Below are 15346 nucleotides of genomic sequence, written 5' to 3' on the forward strand. Positions count from 1 at the left end.
AGAACGGAGGTGTCTTAAATGTCACGTATTGGTAAAAAGCCGGTCGTTATCCCAGCAGGCGTTACAGTAACAGTTGAAAACAGCACAGTTACAGTAAAAGGTCCTAAAGGTGAACTCACACGTGAGTTCAACCCGACTATGGCTATCAACGTAGAAGGTAATGAATTGACTGTCGTTCGTCCAAACGACGAAAAGGCTAACCGTACAATTCACGGAACGACTCGTGCGCTTATCGCGAACATGGTCGAAGGTGTAAACAACGGTTTTGCTAAGACACTTGATATCCAAGGTGTTGGTTACCGTGCTCAAAAGCAAGGTAACAAAATCGTACTCAACCTCGGTTACTCACACCCAATCGAGTACACTCCGGAACAAGGCATTGAAGTCGAAGTTCCTACGAATACGCAAATCATCATCCGCGGAATCAACAAAGAGCGTGTTGGACACGTTGCTGCATTGATTCGTTCGTACCGTCAACCTGAGCCGTACAAAGGTAAAGGAATTCGTTACAGTGATGAAGTCGTTCGTCGTAAAGAAGGTAAAACAGGTAAGTAATTCGTTGATACGAATTGACCGGAAAGGAGTGGCATAAATGATCTCAAAGGCAGACAAAAACGCTACGCGTAAAAAGCGTCATGGTCGTGTACGTCGTACAATCATCGGGACTGCAACACGTCCACGCATGAACGTATTCCGTTCGAACAAGAACATTTACGTACAAGTCATTGACGATGCAACACATGCAACACTCGCATCTGCATCATCACTCGATCTTGAAAAAGGCAACACAGCTGACGCTGCAACAGCAGTCGGTAAGCTCGCAGCTGAACGCGCTCTTGAAAAAGGTATTGAAACAGTCGTTTTCGACCGTGGAGGATATCTCTATCATGGACGTATCAAAGCTGTAGCTGAAGCAGCTCGTGAAGCTGGTCTCAAATTCTAATAGAAAAGGAGGGAACCTCTACATGCGCCAGTTAGAAATTAACATGGATCAACTCGAAGAACGCGTTGTTACTGTAAACCGCGTCGCGAAAGTAGTAAAAGGTGGCCGTCGCTTCCGTTTTGCTGCACTCGTCGTCGTAGGTGACAAGAATGGTCACGTAGGTTTCGGTACGGGTAAAGCTCAGGAAGTGCCTGAAGCGATCCGTAAAGCAATCGAAGATGCAAAGAAAAACATGGTTAACGTTCCAATCGTTAACACTACAATTCCACACGAAATCAACGGAATTTTCGGTGCAGGTCACGTCTTCTTGAAACCTGCTTCTGAAGGTACTGGAGTCATCGCTGGTGGCCCAGTTCGTGCGGTTCTCGAATTAGCGGGAATCAACGACATTCTTTCGAAATCACTTGGATCAAGCACTCCAATCAACATGGTTCGTGCGACTGTTAAAGGTCTCACTTCACTTAAACGTGCTGAAGACGTTGCGAAACTCCGCGGTAAAACCGTCGAAGAACTTCGCGGTTAAGAAAGGGAGGGAATACAGATGGCGAAACTCGCAGTTACCCTCACACGCAGCATGATCGGTCGTCCGGAGAACCAACGCGTTACTACTCGTACGCTTGGTCTCCGTAAGATGCACCAAACGGTTGTCGTACCTGACAACGCTGCTATGCGTGGGATGATTAACCACGTGTCACACTTATTGACAGTTAAAGAAATTCAAGAGTAATAGAACGATATAATTTTATGAGGAGGTGCCCCACTATGAAACTCCATGAATTGAAACCAGCTGCTGGTTCACGTTCAGAACGCAACCGTGTAGGTCGCGGTATGTCTTCTGGTAACGGTAAGACTTCTGGCCGTGGTCACAAAGGTCAAAAAGCTCGTTCAGGCGGTGGTGTTCGTCCAGGTTTCGAAGGTGGACAAAACCCACTTTTCCGTCGTTTACCAAAACGCGGCTTCAACAACCCGACTCGTAAAGAGTTCGCGGTTATCAACCTTGACACACTTAACCGTTTTGAAGAAGGAACTGAAGTAACTCCTGAACTTCTTATCGAGACTCGCGCAGTCAAAGGTATGAAAGACGGCGTTAAGATCCTTTCAAACGGCAAGATTGAAAAGAAACTGACAGTAAAAGCTCACAAGTTCTCCGAAGCTGCGAAGCAAGCGATCGAAGCTGCCGGCGGTACGGTTGAGGTGATCTAATGTTTCAAGCGATCTCCAATATGTGGCGCGTAGCCGACATCCGTCGGCGCATTCTCTTTACCTTGGCCCTGATTATCGTGTTCCGGATCGGAGCGCATATCCCAGTGCCGATGGTAAACACTGAAGTATTCAAGATTGACGAGAATGGTATTCTCGGATTCTTGAACTCCTTCGGCGGGAATGCTTTGCAGAATTTCTCACTCTTTGCGATGGGAATCATGCCGTATATTACGGCCTCGATCGTTGTCCAACTCTTACAGATGGACGTTGTTCCAAAGTTTGCCGAATGGGCAAAACAAGGAGAGGCGGGCCGTAAGAAGTTAGCAACGGTAACGCGCTATGGAACGATCGTACTCGGCTTAGTCCAAGCGTTTGGAATCGCGCTTGGATTTAACCGTATCTATCCAGGTCTTGTCAATGAAGATTTTGGCACCTGGACGTACGTTATGATTGCACTTGTTTTGACGGCTGGTACAGCGTTCTTGATGTTCCTCGGTGAACTCATTACGGAGAAGGGCATTGGTAACGGGATATCAATGATCATCTTCGCTGGGATTGTCGCAGGCTTCCCGAACGCGTTCCGCCAGATTTACGAAACAAAGCTCCAAAATGCAGGGGATGCTTTGTTCGTCAATGTGCTTTATATCGTACTGTTGCTTTTAATCATCATTGCGGTCATCGTCGGTGTCATCTATGTGCAGCAAGCTGCACGTAAGATTCCGATTCAGTACGCTAAGCGTACGGTGAACCGTGCGCCAGTAGGCGGCCAATCGACACACTTGCCGATGAAGCTGAATGCTGCTGGTGTTATCCCAGTTATCTTCGCGGTATCGTTCATGGTGACTCCACCAACGATTGCAAGTTTCTTTGCGAGTCCGGAAAACGCGACGAAAATTCGTGACATCTTCGACTATACGAGTCCAATCGGAATGTCGATTTATGTTGCATTGATCATCGCCTTCTCGTACTTCTACACATTCGTTCAGGTCAACCCGGAACAAATGGCAGAGAACCTTCAAAAACAAGGCGGGTACATTCCTGGTATCCGTCCTGGTAAGCAAACGGAACAATACATCACGAAGATCCTCTATCGTCTGACATTCTTCGGTTCGCTCTTCCTTGCTGTCATCGCGGTAACGCCAACGTTCTTTATTAAGTTCGCTGGTTTACCGAACTCGGTGCAAATTGGTGGAACAAGCTTGCTGATTGTCATCGGTGTAGGTCTTGAGACGATGAAACAGATTGAAAGTCAACTGGTTAAACGACACTACAAAGGCTTTATCCGATAAGGCGGGAGGAAGGGGACCATCCCTTTCCTTTCTGTTGTGTCTATAGAGTCTATAGAAGTGGAGGCTACCGACATGAATCTTGTATTGATGGGCTTGCCGGGTGCTGGAAAAGGAACGCAGGCTGCGAAAATTATCGAAGACTACGCCATTCCACACATCTCGACAGGCGACATGTTCCGCGCGGCGATCAAAGATCAAACACCGCTCGGGCAGGAAGCGAAATCGTACATGGATAAAGGGGAACTCGTTCCGGATGAAGTCACAATCGGCATCGTACGTGAACGTCTCGCCAAAGAAGACTGTGCAAATGGTTTTCTTCTTGACGGTTTCCCACGCACAGTGAAACAAGCAGATGCTCTTGAAGCATTACTTGCGGATCTTAACAAACAAATCGATCACGTCATTCACATCGGTGTCAACCCGGAGAAACTTGTCCCTCGTTTGACAGGCCGCCGGATTTGCCCGACATGTGGAGCAACGTATCACGTCATCTATAACCCACCAAAAGTGGAAGGTGTCTGTGATATCGACGGATCAGCACTTGTTCAACGTGAAGATGATCAAGAAGAAACGGTTCGCCGTCGTCTTGAAGTCAACGTCGCGCAAGCGCAACCTTTGATTGACTTTTACGCTGAAAAAGGGTATCTTCGTAATTTGGACGGTGATCGTCCGATTAATGAAGTTTACTCCGATGTTCAAGCACTTCTTGGTGGTCAGTAATGATCATTACGAAAGCGCCGCGTGAAATCGACATTATGCGTAAGGCAGGACAAATCGTCGCTCGGACGCATAAGGAGCTTAAAGCTCACATTCGTCCAGGCATCACGACGGGGCAACTCGACGCGATCGCTGAACGTTATATTCGAAGTCAAGGGGCAACACCATCGTTTAAAGGTTATAATGGGTTTACTGGTAGCATCTGCGCATCAGTAAATGAAGAACTTGTCCATGGTATTCCGGGTGACCGCGTACTCCACGATGGAGACATCATCTCGATTGATATCGGGGCGGAGTATAATGGATATCACGGAGATTCAGCCTGGACATATCCGGTCGGTACAATCTCTGAAGAGACAAAGCAGTTACTTGACGTAACTGAAGAATCTCTGTATAAAGGATTGGAGCGCGCCAAAGCTGGTGTGCACCTGACAGATATTTCGCATGCGATTCAGTCACATGTCGAAGCAGCGAATTTTTCTGTAGTCCGCGAATATGTGGGCCACGGCGTGGGACAAAATTTGCATGAAGATCCGCAAATCCCACATTATGGACCACCGGGGAAAGGGCCGCGCCTGAAAACCGGCATGACACTGGCGATTGAGCCAATGGTCAACGTCGGGAAACGCTATGTTCGCACACTATCCGACAATTGGACGGTAGTGACAGTGGACGGTAGCATGTGCGCCCACTTTGAGCACACCATCGCCATCACAGACGACGGCTACGAGATCTTAACGGTCGATGCAGAGTGAGCTGTGCGCGTTATTGGTGTCACCTTTCTATAAGCCGCTATCCACTCGTGTTTGTGACCGATGATCTCTCAACGGCTACTGTAGAAAGCCCCTAAGCGCTACAAATCGTCTGGGCTCCCAATCAACTTTATAGAGAAAGGGGTATAATTGATGGCGAAACAAGATGTAATCGAAGTGGAAGGTACGGTTATCGAACCACTTCCAAATGCGATGTTTAAGGTGGAGTTAGAAAACGGCCACACGGTCCTCGCGCACGTCTCAGGAAAAATTCGGATGCACTTCATTCGGATTTTACCAGGAGATAAAGTAACAGTTGAGTTGTCACCATACGACTTAACTCGCGGACGGATCACATACCGTTTCAAATAAAAACTCCGATTTTTTCAGGAGGAGGTATTCACAATGAAAGTAAGACCTTCGGTTAAACCGATCTGTGAAAAGTGTAAAGTTATCCGCCGTAAAGGCAAAGTAATGGTTATTTGCGAAAACCCTAAGCATAAACAAAAACAAGGGTAATTAAACAAGGAGGTGCACACATGGCACGTATTGCTGGTGTAGATATTCCACGTGAGAAACGCATCGTTATCTCACTCACTTACATCTATGGTGTTGGTAAAACGACTGCTCAGAAAGTCTTGAAAGAAGCTGGTATCTCTGAAGATACTCGTACTCGTGAATTGACTGAAGAACAACTCAACCAACTTCGTGATGGTTTAGATAAAGTAAAAGTTGAGGGTGACCTTCGTCGTGAAATCTCACTCAACATCAAACGTTTGATCGAAATCGGTTGCTACCGTGGTGTTCGTCACCGTCGTGGTCTTCCAGTTCGTGGTCAAAACACTAAAAACAACTCGCGTACTCGTAAAGGCCCACGCCGTACAGTAGCGAACAAGAAGAAGTAAGGGAGGGTAAACTAATATGGCAAAACGTAAACAGAACGTTCGTAGTAAACGTAAAGTCAAAAAGAATATTGAGTCTGGTATCGTGCATATCCGTTCAACATTCAACAACACAATCGTTACGATCACTGATGTGCAAGGGAATGCAATCTCTTGGGCAACTGCAGGTAACATGGGCTTCAAAGGCTCACGTAAATCGACTCCATTCGCAGCACAACTTGCTTCTGAAACAGCTGCAAAAACTGCAATGGACAACGGTATGCGTACTGTAGAAGTCAACGTTAAAGGTCCTGGTGCAGGTCGTGAAGCTGCTATCCGTGCGCTTCAAGCAATCGGTCTCGAAGTTACAGCGATCCGTGACGTAACTCCAGTTCCACACAACGGTTGCCGCCCTCCAAAACGTCGTCGCGTGTAACCCGTCTTGTACTGCAAAGCGGGAAATCGAGTAGACTTTTGTTGATCGTTTGACCAAATCAAGCAGTAGACACGTACACGAGACGGTTGGCGATTGAACGCGATGGCCAACAGGACGATATTCAAGGAGGGGTTCAGATGATCGAAATCGAAAAACCGAAGATTGAAACGGTCGAATTAAGCGAAAACGCTACGTTTGGTAAATTCGTAGTAGAACCGCTTGAGCGTGGATTCGGTACAACGCTTGGTAACTCATTGCGTCGTATCCTATTATCTTCACTTCCGGGTGCTGCAGTCACTGCAGTCCAAATCGATGGCGTTCTTCATGAGTTCTCGACGATTGATGGCGTTGTAGAAGACGTTACCCAAATCATCTTGAACCTTAAGAAACTCGCCCTCAAAGTTTACTCGGAAGAAGAGAAAACACTTGAGATCGATATTCAAGGCGCTGGCGTTGTTACTGCGGCAAACATTACGCATGACAGCGACGTCGAAATCCTCAACCCAGAACTTCACATTGCAACACTTGCAGAAGGTGCATCACTTCATATGCGTCTGACAGCTCGTCGCGGTCGTGGGTATGTTCAGGCTGAAGATAACAAACGGGACGATATGCCAATCGGTGTGATCCCAATTGATTCGATTTACACGCCAATTCAACGTGTAAACTATCAAGTTGAAAAAACACGTGTCGGTCAAGATGCGAGCTTCGATAAATTGACGCTTGATGTTTGGACGGACGGTTCAATCCGCCCTGAAGAAGCAGTGTCACTCGGTGCGAAAATCATGACAGAACACTTAAACATCTTTGTTGGTCTTACGGACGAAGCGCTCCATGCCGAAATCATGGTCGAAAAGGAAGAAGATCAAAAAGAAAAAGTACTTGAAATGACGATCGAAGAACTCGATCTTTCAGTTCGTTCGTACAACTGTTTGAAACGCGCTGGTATCAATACGGTTCAAGAACTCGCGAATAAGAGCGAAGACGAGATGATGAAAGTTCGTAACCTCGGACGTAAATCACTCGAAGAAGTTCAAGCGAAGCTCGACGAACTCGGACTTGGTTTGCGTAAAGAAGACTAAAAACTATTAATTGCACGAAGGAGGGAATCCATCCATGGCATACTCGAAATTAGGCCGTACAAGCTCACAACGTAAGGCACTTTTGCGTGACCTTGCGACTGATCTCATCATCAATGAGCGTATCCAAACTACAGAACAAAAAGCGAAGGAACTTCGTCCAGTCGTTGAGAAACTCATCACTTTAGGTAAACGCGGTGATCTCCACGCTCGTCGTCAAGTTGCATCGTTCGTTCGCCGTGAAGCTGCTGGTCAAAACGCAGAGGGCAAAGCACAAGACGCGATCCAAAAATTATTCGCTGATGTTGCTCCACGTTTTGCTGAGCGTCAAGGTGGTTACACACGCATCATGAAAATGGGACCACGTCGTGGTGACGGCGCAGAAATGGTCATCATCGAACTCGTTTAATTTTTAAATGATTCGTTATAAAAGGGCAGTGCGTAACTCGCTTCTGCCCTTTTGTTACAAATGGAATTAATTGATTTGATGAAGGAGGAGTAGACATGACGAAGCTAATTGAACTGGATCACGTTACGTATCGGTATCCGGAACAGGAACAAGCTGCGTTACAAGATGTCTCTCTGACGATTCATTCTGGTGAATGGGTCGCCATCGTTGGACACAACGGCTCTGGAAAATCAACGCTGACTAAATTGTTTAATGGCTTGTTGCTTCCTGAATCAGGGACGGTGACCGTAGGCGAGACGTTCTCGAGTGCGAATCCGGAGCAACTATGGGAGATGCGTCGGGCAATCGGCATCGTCTTTCAAAATCCAGATAATCAATTTGTTGGCACGACCGTGCGCGACGACGTGGCATTTGCCCTTGAAAATTGGGGTGTGCCACGCGAGGAAATGGTTCGTCGTATTGACGACAGTCTAGCGCGCGTTGGCCTTACGGATTTTGTTGATCGGGAACCCCATCAACTATCCGGCGGACAGAAGCAGCGTGTCGCAATTGCTTCGGCACTTGCGATGCGCCCTGATGTTCTCGTGCTTGATGAAGCAACATCGATGCTTGATCCACTCGCACGTGAAGAGGTTATGTCGACCGTTCAAGAATTATATGAACGACATCCGATGGCGGTAGTCGCCATTACACATGAATTAGACGAGGTCTTACAGGCCAGTCGTGTCATCGTGATGGATGCCGGGAAAATCGTATTAGAAGGTACACCTCAAGAAGTCTTTGCGAAATCGGCGTTTCTCCAAGAAATCGGTCTCGATGTTCCTTTCATCGTTCGAGTTCAGGAGCAATTGCGGGCGCGAGGTCTCTCGTATGGGGACACGATACTAGATGAAAGTGAATTGGTGAACCGCTTATGCCAATCCTAATCCAGGAATTGAACTATACGTACCAACTTAATAGTCCGTTCGAACGAGTCGCGCTGCGTGATGTGAATCTTGAGATTCCGTCAGGGGCGCTTGTTGCGTTTGTAGGGCACACTGGGTCTGGGAAGTCGACGCTCGTCCAGCACATCAATGGATTGCTGAAACCGACGAGAGGAAAAGTCCAAGTCGATGACATCATCATTGAACCAAAACGAAAACAAGATTTAAAGGCACTACGAAAACGTGTCGGTCTCGTCTTTCAGTATCCTGAGTACCAGCTGTTTGAAGAAACAGTCTTAAAGGATGTCATGTTCGGTCCAATGAACTTCGGGCATGAGCAGGAAGAGGCGGAACGGCTCGCAAAAGAGGCATTACGCACAGTAGGGCTAGACGAAGTCTTCTGGTCCCGATCGCCGTTTGACTTGTCTGGTGGGCAAATGAGGCGTGTTGCGATCGCAGGCGTACTCGCTAGTCAACCAGACGTGTTGATCGTCGACGAACCGACCGCTGGACTCGATCCGCAAGGACGTAAGCAAATGCTGAGTCTTTTCGCCCGGCTTCATGCGGAAACGGGTTTGACATTACTCTTGATCACGCATGATATGGATCAAGTGCTCGAATATACGAATCGTGTCGTCGTCATGGAGCATGGACAAGTCGCGTATGATGGAGAGCCGATCGGATTATTCCAACAGGCGGAGCTGCTGAAGCAGTTCCATCTTGATCTTCCGCACGTCTTAGCACTTGCCTGGCCGGTGGCAGACCGACTCGGACTTTCGCGTCCGAACTTACGAACGGAACCGGAAGTCGTGGATTGGATTCTACAGGTACAGGGGGGACGTATATGATCGTCGGACAACATATTCCGGGTACGTCCTATCTTCATCGTTCTTCTGCGCTTGCAAAAATTATTTTTGCATTTTGTTTCATCCCGCTCGTGTTCCTCGCGAACAATGCAGCGACGAACATTTTTTTACTCATCTTTACGTTTTTAGCGTTAGCGAGTAGTAAATTGCCACTCCGCTACGTCTTGAAGGGCTTACGTCCGATTCTTTTCCTAATCGTCTTCACCTTCATCGTTCAACTGTTCTTTACGCGAGAAGGAACCGTCTTGTTCGAATTTGGATGGTTTAAAATTTATTCGGAAGGTCTGCGTCTCGCCATCATCGTCTCGCTCCGCTTCTTCTATTTGGTCTCGATCACGACACTCGTCACCTTGACGACGTCACCGATCGAGCTGACAGATGCAATTGAGTTGCTTTTGAAGCCATTCAAGGTCGTCCGCGTTCCGACGCATGAGATTGCCTTGATGCTCTCGATTTCGCTGCGGTTCTTACCGACATTGGCAGAAGAGACGGAGAAGATCATGAAAGCACAGCAGGCACGTGGTGTTGATTTAGCGGCAGGACCGATTAAAGAGCGTCTGCGGGCAATCATCCCACTTTTGATTCCATTGTTCATCTCGGCCTTTAAGCGGGCAGAGGACCTCGCGATTGCGATGGAAGCACGCGGCTACCGTGGGGGAGAAGGACGGACGCGTCTTCGGGAATCGAAATGGACGGCACGTGATACCGGTTTGATGGGTCTCCTCGTCGTCGTCGCGCTCCTGCTTGTTTACTTACGGGGAGGTTTCTGATGCGACGTTTTAAATGTACGATTCAATATGACGGGACGGGTTACTCTGGTTACCAAGTCCAACCGAATGGTGTAACGATCCAGGAGGTCGTCGAGAAGACGCTTGCGCGGATGCACAAGCACCCGGTCAAGGTGATTGGATCAGGGCGTACAGACGCTCGTGTGCACGCACAGGGGCAAGTCATCCATTTCGATACGGAACTTGCGATTGCGCCGGACAGCATGGTCAAGGCCTTAAATACGTTATTACCGGACGATATTCGTGTCCGGGACTGTAAAGAGGTCGCTTCTGACTTCGAAGCAAGGTATGATGTAGTGGGGAAAGAGTACCGGTACTTCGTACGCCGGACCGAAGATGCGTTTCGACGTCATCAATCGGTATTGATTCCGTACGCGCTTGATCTCGACGTGATGCGTCAAGCGATGACGTATTTAGTCGGCACCCATGATTTCAGTTCGTTTTGTGTCGCGAAGACGGAAACGGATAATCGGATCCGGACGATTTATGAAGCGGAGTTGATTGAGTACGGGGAAGAGCTGATCTTTCGGTTTAAAGGAAGCGGTTTTCTCTATAATCAGATTCGTATCATGGTCGGGACTTTGTTTGATGTCGGACGCGGACGTTTTGCCGCTACGGACATCAAGAAGATGCTTGCCGCGAAGGATCGAAACGTCGCTGGTGTGACGGCACCACCGCACGGGTTGTACCTTTGGGAAGTTTTCTACCCAGAGTCTAAAAAAGGCATTTGACATTAGCCGCTAAAAAACATACAATGTTTATTGGCATTTCATTTATTATGAAACCACAATCTTAGCCCCGTACACCTAAGATTCTGATAGATTCACACAGTGAATAAATGAAAAATCAAAAAAGAAACTTTTAAATTCCTTAGGAGGTATTTTACATGCGCACAACTTTCATGGCGAAAGCTACTGATGTAGAACGCAAATGGCTCCTTATCGACGCAGAAGGCAAAACACTCGGTCGTCTTTCGAGCGAAGTGGCTTCACTTCTCCGCGGTAAGCACAAACCTACGTTCACACCACACGTTGACTGTGGGGATCACGTTATCCTCATCAACGTTGAGAAAATCGTATTAACTGGTAACAAACTCGACAAAAAGGTCTACTACCGTCACTCTGGTCATCCAGGCGGCTTGAAGCAGACTGTCGCACGCGACTTACTCGCTAACAAACCTGAGCGTATGCTTGAACTCGCGATCAAAGGGATGCTTCCAAAAGGTAGCCTCGGTCGTCAAATGTTCAACAAACTCCACGTTTACGCTGGAGATACTCATAAGCAAGAAGCACAACAACCAGAAGTTTACGAACTTCGCGGTTAATACGAATTTAGGAGGAACTACACGATGGCAGATGTACGTTACTACGGCACTGGTCGCCGTAAACACGCGGCAGCTCGCGTTTTCCTCGTTGCTGGAGACGGTAAAGTCACAGTTAACGGGCGCGATATCAGCGAATACTTCGGTTATGAAACTTTAATCATGACTGCAAAAGAACCACTTGTACTCACAGAAACAGAAGGTAAATACGATATCATGGTAACGGTCAAAGGCGGCGGCTTCACTGGTCAAGCAGGCGCTATCCGTCACGGTATCTCACGTGCACTTCTTCAAGCGGATCCAGATTTCCGTGGAACACTCAAAGCTAAAGGCTTCTTAACACGCGATGCTCGTATGAAAGAACGTAAAAAATACGGTCTTAAAGCAGCACGTCGTGCACCTCAGTTCTCAAAACGTTAATCGTTTTATCTCTCATCCTTACGGGTGGGAGATTTTTTTATGCCAAAAGACCGCTCTCTAATTAAAAAAGCGGTCAAGCAACTGTCTGCCGTTCAAAACGTACGTCGTCGTATTGTTCGGATGAGGAATAAGAGTGCTGTGAGAGCAACAAACGTCAGCGGGATACTCCAGAGGAACAGATGCTGTAAAAATGCAAGAGGATCATTCGCCGTCTGTGAACCGACTGTACCGGTAAAAGACGTCTCCTGACTTAACACCGTGCTGTTTTCAGGGAGAGCGGGTTGATAAGCTACATTTGCTTCATGCCCTGCATAAAAGTAAATCGCATAGCCGATATGTAAGAAGACTGTGATGACGCTTGCGAAGACTAACATTTTTTTCATCAAAAAACTCCTTTTTCCGAATGCTTGGTGAGGATAAGTCCATCGTTAAGTATACCGGATTCTGTTTTCGGGAACAGAGGAGAAAGGAGTGTGGTGAAAGATGACACTATCAGTCAGTTGGTTGCTCGAACGAGCCAATCGAAAACTGAATGTTCCCGGACTCTCGCCGGAAGTCGCCCGAAAGACACGCCAAGTCATCCGGGAACTCCATGTCAAAGGAATTTATGTCGGAGTGGCCCAAGGCTTCCGTTCCTATGCCGAGCAGGAGAAACTCTATGCGCAAGGACGAACGACGCCGGGAGCGATTGTCACGCATGCCCGTGGAGGACAATCAAATCATAACCGCGGGATTGCCGTTGATCTGTTTCAATACTCCATGGACGGAACGGAAGCGATCTTTAATACCGATGCCAACTTTCAACAAATCGTCCAGGCAATGAAACGGCAATGTTTTTCCTGGGGCGGAGATTGGAGTGGATTTAAAGATTATCCGCACTTTGAGTTAAATACAGTGACGACGGATGTTTTAGTGCCTTATCCGGGACAGCCGCTCTATCGAGGGGCCGTCCAGATGAACAGTCGGGACATCGAGCGGATTCAGCGGGCGGTCAAGGCAACCGTCACGAAACGATTTGATGTAGAGACGGTTGAAAAGGTCCGTGCCTACCAAGCACGTCAAGGATTAGCAGTTGACGGAGTCGTCGGACCGGCAACCTGGAATCGGATGTTTTAACAGATCGGGAGATCCCTTTTAGCGACAGCGCGGAGGAGATCTCTTTTTTTGAAGCTGCTGGACTGATTCTTCCGGGTCGACAAGGAAATGTCATCCTTTATGAGCCGAAATGTGCAAGCGCTATCTTATTTTTGTTATACTGAAATGGAATAAATCGAACGTTCTCAGGGGGAAGGCACTATGTTGAATGAACAAGAAATTCGCGAGGTAGTCGGACAGTTAATTGATCCGACGATCGAACGCTCGCTTGCAGATACGAACGGGATTCGTGATGTCCGAATCAAAGGAGACTACGTCAGCCTGAAAATCGCACTTGCGCAAGCAGGTTCAGGTGAACAGTTGACGTTACAACAAGAAATCGTTAAAGAGTTAAAAGAAAAAGGCTTCAAGACGGTCGGACTTCGTTTCGAGGCACTCGGCGATCACGGGATTCAGGCAGCGACGACACCATCGATTCTTAAACCGGAGTCAGGGACGACGTTCATCGCGATCGCTTCTGGTAAAGGGGGCGTCGGAAAATCGACGGTTTCCGTCAACCTCGCAGTTGCCCTTGCACGGGCAGGTAAAAAAGTCGGTTTGATCGACGCGGATATCTATGGTTTTAGTGTTCCGGATATGATGGGAATTGAAACACGACCGACCGTCGTCAATGACCGGATCATTCCGCCAGAGCGGTTTGGCGTAAAAGTCATCTCGATGGGCTTCTTCGTCGAAGACAATGCACCAGTCATCTGGCGTGGACCGATGCTCGGGAAGATGCTCAATAACTTCTTCTCGGATGTTGAGTGGGGCGATCTTGATTACCTCTTGCTCGATTTGCCGCCAGGAACGGGTGACGTCGCACTTGATATTCACTCGATGCTCCCAAGCTGTCAGGAATTGATTGTCACGACACCACATGCGACAGCGGCATTCGTTGCAGCTCGTGCCGGTGCGATGGCGATTAAGACGAACCACCGTTTGCTCGGTATCATTGAAAATATGGCGTACTTCGAAAGCAAGGTAACCGGTGAAAAAGAGTATGTCTTCGGATCAGGTGGCGGAGAGAAGTTGTCAGAAGCGCTAAAAACAGATATTCTAGCTAAGATTCCACTTGGACAACCATATGCGAATGAATCGGACTTTGCACCATCGATTTATCGCGATGACCATCCATTTGAAACACACTATAATGAACTCGCAGCGCGTGTCATCGAAAAAGTAGAGGGATAATACATGAAGATTAAAGGATTTTTGAAGCTGTTCTGGATGACGCTCCTAATTGGGACGCTAGCCGGCTTCGTGTTTAACCTTGTCGCTGAACCAGGGTACGTCCGCAATCAATCGATTAGCGGATACATTACGGCCTTGGCATACAGTAGTACATGGACGGCAATCAGCCTGATGGGCTTTTTCTCTTATTTGATTTTGCACCGGGTCGGACTTGATCTGTTCCGCGGCGCAAAGTTATGGAATCGGGTTCAGGTCGTTTTGATTGCCTTCGCCTTGTTTGACGGCGTCTACTTACGTGGACTTGCGTTCGGATTCGATAAAACAAGCCTCTATATTGGTGAAATGGTTGTCTTATTGTTCGTCGCATTTCTCGTCGCGCGTACGAAAGCCCGTGAAACAAATTTCAGTGCTTTCATCCCGACGTTATTCTTAATGACGGTCATCACGTTGATTGAATGGGTACCAGCTCTTCAGGCAACGCAAGACAAGCGGATGCTTTGGGCCGCACTGGCGACACTCTTGGTTTGTAATGCGTATCAAATCCTGATGTTGCATCGCCTGCAAGAAAAGCCTGCTCCAGCGAAAGTACAGTCGCAAAAACAGGCATAAGAAAAGGACTCGAGGGATGGTTGTTCTGACCTATTCCATCGAGTCCATCTTTTTTAAAAGTTTTTTTAGAAAAACAGTTGACGTGAAAAACAAGAGTTGATATATTAATACATGTCGCTGAGGCACACACCGAAAGCGAGCGTCATACAACGAAAAAAACTTATAAAAAAGAATTGACATCAGTTAATACTTTACTGTAAGATTTAAAAGTCGTCAAATGACATATCGGACTTTGAAAACTGAACGATGAGGCAAAAAACGTATCTTCGGATACAAACAATGAATGAAGCGCGAGCTTCGTCAACGTGACTTTTAGTCACAAAAACGAGCAAGTCAAACACTTTATGGAGAGTTTGATCCTGGCTCAGGACGAACGCTGGCG

The 15346-nt window shown here is 47.5% G+C and carries 24 protein-coding genes; 23 read left to right on the forward strand and 1 reads right to left on the reverse strand.

Annotation, left to right across the window (positions count from 1 at the left end; translation table 11 throughout):
• Positions 1 to 18: 18 nt before the first annotated feature.
• The 20 genes from rplF (at position 19) to rpsI (ending at position 12027) form a co-directional block, all read left to right on the forward strand.
• Positions 19 to 555: a 50S ribosomal protein L6 gene (gene rplF / locus KNP98_RS14510; protein WP_029332267.1), complete on the forward strand. Its 537-nt coding sequence runs from the start codon at positions 19 to 21 to the stop codon at positions 553 to 555.
• 37 nt (positions 556 to 592) lie between these two features.
• Entirely contained in the window at positions 593 to 943 is a 351-nt protein-coding gene (gene rplR, locus KNP98_RS14515) for a 50S ribosomal protein L18 (RefSeq protein WP_029332268.1), read from the forward strand.
• A gap of 22 nt (positions 944 to 965) precedes the next feature.
• The gene (rpsE, locus tag KNP98_RS14520; RefSeq protein WP_012369026.1) at positions 966 to 1466 is read left to right on the forward strand and encodes a 30S ribosomal protein S5; all 501 of its coding nucleotides are present in this window, start codon (positions 966 to 968) and stop codon (positions 1464 to 1466) included.
• A gap of 18 nt (positions 1467 to 1484) precedes the next feature.
• Positions 1485 to 1670, forward strand: a complete 186-nt coding sequence (gene rpmD / locus KNP98_RS14525) for a 50S ribosomal protein L30 (RefSeq protein ID WP_012369027.1) — start codon at positions 1485 to 1487, stop codon at positions 1668 to 1670.
• Positions 1671 to 1705: 35 nt separating this feature from the next.
• Positions 1706 to 2146, forward strand: a complete 441-nt coding sequence (rplO, locus tag KNP98_RS14530) for a 50S ribosomal protein L15 (RefSeq protein WP_029332269.1) — start codon at positions 1706 to 1708, stop codon at positions 2144 to 2146.
• Positions 2146 to 3435 carry a preprotein translocase subunit SecY gene (gene secY / locus KNP98_RS14535; protein ID WP_088836008.1) on the forward strand — a complete coding sequence of 430 codons (1290 nt, stop codon included), beginning with the start codon at positions 2146 to 2148 and terminating at the stop codon, positions 3433 to 3435. The genes rplO and secY overlap by 1 nt, the downstream gene beginning before the upstream one ends.
• 72 nt (positions 3436 to 3507) lie before the next feature.
• Entirely contained in the window at positions 3508 to 4155 is a 648-nt protein-coding gene (locus KNP98_RS14540; RefSeq protein WP_026834297.1) for an adenylate kinase, read from the forward strand.
• A complete protein-coding gene (gene map, locus KNP98_RS14545) occupies positions 4155 to 4907 on the forward strand; it encodes a type I methionyl aminopeptidase (protein WP_029332271.1) in 753 nt (250 codons plus the stop codon). The genes KNP98_RS14540 and map overlap by 1 nt, the downstream gene beginning before the upstream one ends.
• Before the next feature lie 150 nt (positions 4908 to 5057).
• Entirely contained in the window at positions 5058 to 5276 is a 219-nt protein-coding gene (gene infA / locus KNP98_RS14550) for a translation initiation factor IF-1 (RefSeq protein ID WP_012369032.1), read from the forward strand.
• 33 nt (positions 5277 to 5309) lie between these two features.
• Entirely contained in the window at positions 5310 to 5423 is a 114-nt protein-coding gene (rpmJ, locus tag KNP98_RS14555; RefSeq protein ID WP_003156543.1) for a 50S ribosomal protein L36, read from the forward strand.
• A gap of 20 nt (positions 5424 to 5443) precedes the next feature.
• Positions 5444 to 5809: a 30S ribosomal protein S13 gene (gene rpsM, locus KNP98_RS14560; RefSeq protein ID WP_012369033.1), complete on the forward strand. Its 366-nt coding sequence runs from the start codon at positions 5444 to 5446 to the stop codon at positions 5807 to 5809.
• Between the two features lie 16 nt (positions 5810 to 5825).
• On the forward strand, positions 5826 to 6221 hold the full coding sequence (rpsK, locus tag KNP98_RS14565) for a 30S ribosomal protein S11 (protein WP_029332272.1): 396 nt from the start codon (positions 5826 to 5828) through the stop codon (positions 6219 to 6221).
• A 137-nt stretch (positions 6222 to 6358) separates the two neighbouring features.
• Positions 6359 to 7303, forward strand: a complete 945-nt coding sequence (locus tag KNP98_RS14570; RefSeq protein ID WP_029332273.1) for a DNA-directed RNA polymerase subunit alpha — start codon at positions 6359 to 6361, stop codon at positions 7301 to 7303.
• A 34-nt stretch (positions 7304 to 7337) separates the two neighbouring features.
• Positions 7338 to 7709, forward strand: coding sequence for a 50S ribosomal protein L17 (gene rplQ / locus KNP98_RS14575; protein WP_023466649.1), 372 nt, complete (start codon positions 7338 to 7340; stop codon positions 7707 to 7709).
• A gap of 95 nt (positions 7710 to 7804) precedes the next feature.
• Positions 7805 to 8635 (forward strand): energy-coupling factor ABC transporter ATP-binding protein, encoded by an 831-nt coding sequence (locus tag KNP98_RS14580; RefSeq protein WP_029332274.1) that lies wholly within the window; start codon positions 7805 to 7807, stop codon positions 8633 to 8635.
• Positions 8623 to 9480, forward strand: a complete 858-nt coding sequence (locus KNP98_RS14585) for an energy-coupling factor transporter ATPase (RefSeq protein ID WP_029332275.1) — start codon at positions 8623 to 8625, stop codon at positions 9478 to 9480. The genes KNP98_RS14580 and KNP98_RS14585 overlap by 13 nt, the downstream gene beginning before the upstream one ends.
• Entirely contained in the window at positions 9477 to 10268 is a 792-nt protein-coding gene (locus KNP98_RS14590; protein ID WP_088836011.1) for an energy-coupling factor transporter transmembrane component T family protein, read from the forward strand. Before KNP98_RS14585 ends, KNP98_RS14590 begins: the two co-directional genes overlap by 4 nt.
• Entirely contained in the window at positions 10268 to 11017 is a 750-nt protein-coding gene (gene truA / locus KNP98_RS14595; RefSeq protein WP_029332277.1) for a tRNA pseudouridine(38-40) synthase TruA, read from the forward strand. Before KNP98_RS14590 ends, truA begins: the two co-directional genes overlap by 1 nt.
• A gap of 155 nt (positions 11018 to 11172) precedes the next feature.
• Complete coding sequence (gene rplM / locus KNP98_RS14600; RefSeq protein ID WP_012369041.1) at positions 11173 to 11610, forward strand: 50S ribosomal protein L13; 438 nt, start codon at positions 11173 to 11175, stop codon at positions 11608 to 11610.
• Between the two features lie 24 nt (positions 11611 to 11634).
• Positions 11635 to 12027, forward strand: a complete 393-nt coding sequence (rpsI, locus tag KNP98_RS14605; RefSeq protein ID WP_012369042.1) for a 30S ribosomal protein S9 — start codon at positions 11635 to 11637, stop codon at positions 12025 to 12027.
• Between the two features lie 92 nt (positions 12028 to 12119).
• Here rpsI and KNP98_RS14610 read toward each other — a convergent pair whose 3' ends face one another.
• Complete coding sequence (locus KNP98_RS14610) at positions 12120 to 12410, reverse strand: hypothetical protein (protein ID WP_088836012.1); 291 nt, start codon at positions 12408 to 12410, stop codon at positions 12120 to 12122.
• 100 nt (positions 12411 to 12510) lie between these two features.
• Here KNP98_RS14610 and KNP98_RS14615 point away from each other — a divergent pair, with 100 nt between their 5' ends.
• The 3 genes from KNP98_RS14615 (at position 12511) to KNP98_RS14625 (ending at position 14964) form a co-directional block, all read left to right on the forward strand.
• The gene (locus tag KNP98_RS14615) at positions 12511 to 13143 is read left to right on the forward strand and encodes a M15 family metallopeptidase (protein WP_214805988.1); all 633 of its coding nucleotides are present in this window, start codon (positions 12511 to 12513) and stop codon (positions 13141 to 13143) included.
• A 180-nt stretch (positions 13144 to 13323) separates the two neighbouring features.
• Positions 13324 to 14355 (forward strand): Mrp/NBP35 family ATP-binding protein, encoded by a 1032-nt coding sequence (locus KNP98_RS14620; protein WP_029332281.1) that lies wholly within the window; start codon positions 13324 to 13326, stop codon positions 14353 to 14355.
• A 3-nt stretch (positions 14356 to 14358) separates the two neighbouring features.
• Positions 14359 to 14964 (forward strand): KinB-signaling pathway activation protein, encoded by a 606-nt coding sequence (locus tag KNP98_RS14625; protein WP_088836014.1) that lies wholly within the window; start codon positions 14359 to 14361, stop codon positions 14962 to 14964.
• Positions 14965 to 15346 lie beyond the last annotated feature (382 nt).

It is taken from the genome of Exiguobacterium sp. s127 (genome assembly GCF_018618695.1).
Taxonomy (GTDB): Bacteria; Bacillota; Bacilli; order Exiguobacteriales; family Exiguobacteriaceae; genus Exiguobacterium_A; species Exiguobacterium_A oxidotolerans.